The sequence below is a fragment of the Vibrio sinensis genome (assembly GCF_003605645.1).
Classification (GTDB): Bacteria; Pseudomonadota; Gammaproteobacteria; order Enterobacterales; family Vibrionaceae; genus Vibrio; species Vibrio sinensis.
Genome location: NZ_QVMU01000051.1, coordinates 1 through 4428 on the forward strand (window position 1 = coordinate 1; position 4428 = coordinate 4428).

The 4428-nt window shown below is 56.6% G+C and carries 5 protein-coding genes; 2 read left to right on the forward strand and 3 right to left on the reverse strand.

Annotated features, from left to right (window positions below; genetic code table 11):
* Window positions 1–88: 88 nt before the first annotated feature.
* Window positions 89–391 carry a phosphoglucosamine mutase gene (locus DZ860_RS23360; protein ID WP_000251875.1) on the reverse strand — a complete coding sequence of 101 codons (303 nt, stop codon included), beginning with the start codon at window positions 389–391 and terminating at the stop codon, window positions 89–91.
* An 86-nt stretch (window positions 392–477) separates the two neighbouring features.
* Window positions 478–1293 carry a sulfonamide-resistant dihydropteroate synthase Sul2 gene (gene sul2, locus DZ860_RS23365; protein WP_001043260.1) on the reverse strand — a complete coding sequence of 272 codons (816 nt, stop codon included), beginning with the start codon at window positions 1291–1293 and terminating at the stop codon, window positions 478–480.
* 336 nt (window positions 1294–1629) lie between these two features.
* Between sul2 and DZ860_RS23375 the strand changes: the two genes are divergently transcribed.
* Together DZ860_RS23375 and DZ860_RS23380 are read left to right on the forward strand one after the other, a co-directional pair.
* Window positions 1630–1833 carry a hypothetical protein gene (locus tag DZ860_RS23375; RefSeq protein WP_000131876.1) on the forward strand — a complete coding sequence of 68 codons (204 nt, stop codon included), beginning with the start codon at window positions 1630–1632 and terminating at the stop codon, window positions 1831–1833.
* Window positions 1824–2045 (forward strand): hypothetical protein, encoded by a 222-nt coding sequence (locus tag DZ860_RS23380; protein WP_001251694.1) that lies wholly within the window; start codon window positions 1824–1826, stop codon window positions 2043–2045. The genes DZ860_RS23375 and DZ860_RS23380 overlap by 10 nt, the downstream gene beginning before the upstream one ends.
* Before the next feature lie 234 nt (window positions 2046–2279).
* Here DZ860_RS23380 and mobV read toward each other — a convergent pair whose 3' ends face one another.
* Complete coding sequence (mobV, locus tag DZ860_RS23385; RefSeq protein ID WP_000852935.1) at window positions 2280–3266, reverse strand: MobV family relaxase; 987 nt, start codon at window positions 3264–3266, stop codon at window positions 2280–2282.
* Between the last annotated feature and the right edge of the window lie 1162 nt (window positions 3267–4428).

Here is a 4428-nt window from a genome sequence, read left to right on the forward strand (position 1 = left end):
CCGCTAGTGGGAAAGAGGAGGGTAAATTTTCAGCGTTGCTGGCTCCCCGTCAGCCGGATTGGGTTGCATCGCAGGGGTGTCGAAAGAGTCAACTGCGGTCCAAAGCTGTTGGACTTGGGTGAAAAGGGCGTTTATTCTTCCTATACGTTGTCGGCAGCGGGCCAAAAAGGAATACGTCCATGCCCATCGAGGTGAAACCGGCTGTGAGCGCGGGTTCAAGCATATAGCCCGACAGGCGCGTATCCTTGCCGATCACGACACGATGGCGGTGGTCACCGCGACGAAAGACACGGCCAGCCGCCATGCCGACGCGCAAGGCGGTTTCCGCCGTCATCGCGCCTTCGTTGGCTTTGCCACGAATACCGTCTGTGCCGAAATATTTGCGCACCATAAGGTCGATTATCCTGTCGTCGGGTCGCCCTCAAAGGGGACATGCCTGCTGAACCGCGAATATAGAGAAATATCCCGAATGTGCAGTTAACGAATTCTTGCGGTTTCTTTCAGCGCCGCCAATACCGCCAGCCCGTCGCGCAAGGGGCGCGGCTCGTGTGTGCGGATGAAGTCAGCTCCACCTGCGGCGGCGGCAAGCTCTGCAGCGAGTGTCGCGGCCCCGACATCCCCCGGACCACGGCCTGTGAGCGCGCGCAGAAAGGATTTGCGCGAAACAGACAGAAGCACCGGCAAATCGAAGCGCAGCCGCAATTCATCGAACCGCGCCAGCACCGAGAGCGAGGTTTCGGGAGCAGCCCCCAGAAAAAACCCCATGCCGGGATCAAGGACAAGGCGGTTGCGTTTGATACCGGCACCCGTCAGCGCCGCGATGCGCGCGTCAAAGAACGCCGCAATGTGATCCATGATGTCGCCAGCGGGTGCCTCGCGCCGATCTGCCTGCCCGTCTTGCACCGAATGCATAACGACGAGTTTGGCAGATGATTTCGCCAATTGCGGATAGAACGCAGCGTCTGGAAAACCGCGAATATCATTGAGATAGGCCACACCACGCGACAAGGCATAGGCTTGCGTCGCGGGTTGATAACTGTCGAGCGAGACGGGAATGCCATCTGCCTTGAGCGCGTCCAGCACCGGCGCGATACGCGCGATTTCTGTGTCGGACGAAACAGGCGCGGCGTCGGGATTGCTGGATGCCGGACCGAGGTCGATCACATCTGCCCCCTCGGCCATCAGCTTACGCGCCTGCGCAATGGCTGCGTCTGGCGCCAGATACCGGCCTCCATCGGAGAAACTGTCCGAGGTTATGTTGACGATGCCGAAAATGATGAGCGATTTATTCATGGGGGCTTCTATAATAATAATAATCGAGCATGAGTCTCATACGGATGCTCGGGTCGAAAGGGAATCCCCAGGCGAGTAACCTGTTTGCGGTGATCCATTAGCTGCAGGAGCAGAATAGCATACATCTGGAAGCAAAGCCAGGAAAGCGGCCTATGGAGCTGTGCGGCAGCGCTCAGTAGGCAATTTTTCAAAATATTGTTAAGCCTTTTCTGAGCATGGTATTTTTCATGGTATTACCAATTAGCAGGAAAATAAGCCATTGAATATAAAAGATAAAAATGTCTTGTTTACAATAGAGTGGGATACAGACACGCTTGATATGTTTGGAGATCAGCCATGACAGATCCACTCAAAGCCCTTTTCGGCAAGCCTGATTACTCCCATATCGTAAGGGACACCACGGCCACTATCAGCATCACAGCCGCTGAAATGGCCGCTGTTTTGGAGGCTTACGACAGGGGTATAGACACGCTGGACGGCACCACCAGAACGGCGCTGGATTCCGTTATATCGAAACTCAAGGACGAGGTATGGCCATGAGCATGTATTACATCAAGACAGGTCTGGAGTACTGGAAACCCAAGGGCTACGGGTACACCAAGAGCCGCGAGGAGGCGGGGGTTTTCACCCTCAAGGACATGGAAGAATTGAACCTCGATGGCTGCACCCTGGAACGCGCCGAAGTGGCGTTCCTGGACGAGGACGGCCCCAGTCCCGACCTACCCCACCGCGTCACCCTGCCCCGCGATTGAGCGGGGCGCTGGAGGGTTTCAAAGGGGCACCCTTTGGCACGGGATATGTGTCAAAAACGGAGTTTTTGTAAACATATCCGACGTGCCTGTAAATCCGCGCGATTACTGCCAGCCCTTACACCCCGGTTGCTTAGGGTTGGTTGAAAGTGGTTTAGGGTTGGTTGAAAGTGGTTTAATGTTGGTTAAACAATGGTTTAAGGTTGTTCAAGGTTGGTTAAAGTTGGTTGAAAAGGGTTAACGGCCCCTGCTGCGGTCGCTGCGCTCCCGTTCCCGCTTGGCCTTGAATCGCTCTTTGATCTGCTGGGCGCGCTCCTGCTTCTCCTGCTCGTTCTCCTGCCGCAATTTCACCGCCTGCCGGATCAGTCCCGCTACCTGATCCTTGGATAGCCCCTTAAACGGCTCCTGAAGGGCCTGTAAGCGTTTTTGCTGCTGGGCTAGGGTTTCCCTTAGCTCCTTGGCTCTTCGCTCGTTCTGGGCGCTTACAGCGGCTTTCTCGGCCATCGGCTGCACAGACCCCATTATTTTGGCGTTCAACCTTTGCGCCACCCCTTCGACCGTCTCCACGGCTCCGAACACCTTCTCGGCCAGTGACACCCCCTTGACCTTCTGGGGTTTCAGCTCGTCAGGCGTCAGGTGTGGCACGTCTCGGCCTGCCTGCTGGATCGCCCCATAGTGGGTTTTAACTCGCTGGTGTGTGGCCCTGCTGCCCTCGATGCCCCGTTCAAGCCCCAGATCGGCCACCCGTTCGGCGTAGCTGGTCTGGTCCTGGCTCATCTTCGTCCGGTTGCCAATGAACTCCTTGGCACTCAGGCGCCCGTCAGCCGTCCGAGGCACCACGAACGCCGACAGGTGCGGGGTCAGCTCATCCCGGTGGATCGTGGCCGTGACCACGTTCTCAGCGCCGTACTTGTCGGCCAGCCACTCGGTCGATCGCTTGAAGAACTCCCGCTGCTGGTCGGCGCTTGCGGTCTGCCACCACTCCGGCGAGGCGCTCATCACGTATTCGACCGCCAGCACCGCATCCTTGCGCCGCTTCTCCGGCAACCGCTCCCTGAGCTTGCCCATCGCCTCATCGGTCGATCTGGCCGCCAGGTGATCGTTGTCCGGTGTGCGCTCCTGATCGGCGTTCGGCGTCTCGCGGTCGCGGTAGCAGTGCTGCAACGCAGCCGCCACCGTGCCCATGCTGTTGAGCTTCTTCGCCCTCATGATCGCAAACGCCATCCGTCCCCCTCCGCACTGTCAGATTGCTGCCAACCCGTCGAGGTACGAATGTGCCTCCGGCGGGCCACTTCTTTGAAGTGTATACTCACTAGACTTTACTCCGTAAAGTACGTGACCGCTACGCGGTTGCAGCGGCCTGCGGCCTTGCTCTACGGGCTTCGCCCTGCGCCTCCCTTCGGTCGTTGCGAACACCTTGGGGCGCTGCCCCAAACCCCGCGTTCGCCACGTGGCAGGGGTGCAGGTGGCCGCGCCGCTTCGCTCTGCTCTACCTGCCCCCTTGCCTGAGCGTGGGGGTCACTCCATCACGTCAAGGGTTCGCTTCGCCGGGTGCTCACCCGATCCCTTCCGCTTCGCTCCAGGGCTGCGGCTTCCGCTCCCGCCCTTGACGCTGCCGGAACGACCCAGCCTCTGGCTCTGGGGTTGGGAACGAAGGGAGCGCAGCGACCGCAGGCCCCAGCCCCCGAGCCTCACGGCGGCGAGTGTGGGGAGTCCAGAGGGGCAAAGCCCCTTTGGGCCTAGCGCAGCGGAAACAAACCCTCTCGCCTCTGGCGAGGCATTAACTCCAAGGGAGCGCAGCGACCGTCAGCAGGGTGCCAAGCGAAGCGCCGGCGGGACGGCAGTCCCTTAGAGGAGAAGGGGAAAAATACTAAATGGGGTTTGTTGCCCATCCCCTCGAAATTAACCTTAAGCCTGTTTCTTAAACAGTAATTTGAGTGTTAAACAATTATCAAAACGTTTTAAATTTTTTGATCTTTACTTAAAATTAGGGGGCGCAAAGTTTTTCAATAACTTACATCAACTGAGGTTTATATCGAGGGGATGGGCGCAAAACCCCAATCTATTTATAGGCGCTTTTGGAGAGCTTCTAAATCAACCGACAACGTGGATGTTGATTTTGGCTGTAACACTATTATTTGTTGCCAAAGTATTTTCACGCCATATCAAAGGGAAAATAGGCGAGTGGGCTTTATCAAAAATATTAAATAAAAAATGTGGTAATAATTGCATAGTACTCCCGATTTCAGATAATAAGTGCGACATTCATGGAAAGGTGTAGAAGAAGAAGCCAACTGCTGAAAGTGGTACGCTCTTCTCGCCAAAGAAACAAGCAGTACTACCATGAATTATCAGCAGTTGACCGAGGGCAGAAGATACCAGATTT

What these genes read in the sequence shown, in the direction of transcription:
- DZ860_RS23380 (WP_001251694.1), top strand. Translation starts at nt 1,824, where the DNA reads ATGGCCATGAGCATGTATTACATCAAGACAGGTCTGGAGTACTGGAAA.
- DZ860_RS23375 (WP_000131876.1), top strand. Translation starts at nt 1,630, where the DNA reads ATGACAGATCCACTCAAAGCCCTTTTCGGCAAGCCTGATTACTCCCAT.
- mobV (WP_000852935.1), bottom strand. Translation starts at nt 3,266, where the DNA reads ATGGCGTTTGCGATCATGAGGGCGAAGAAGCTCAACAGCATGGGCACG.
- sul2 (WP_001043260.1), bottom strand. Translation starts at nt 1,293, where the DNA reads ATGAATAAATCGCTCATCATTTTCGGCATCGTCAACATAACCTCGGAC.
- DZ860_RS23360 (WP_000251875.1), bottom strand. Translation starts at nt 391, where the DNA reads ATGGTGCGCAAATATTTCGGCACAGACGGTATTCGTGGCAAAGCCAAC.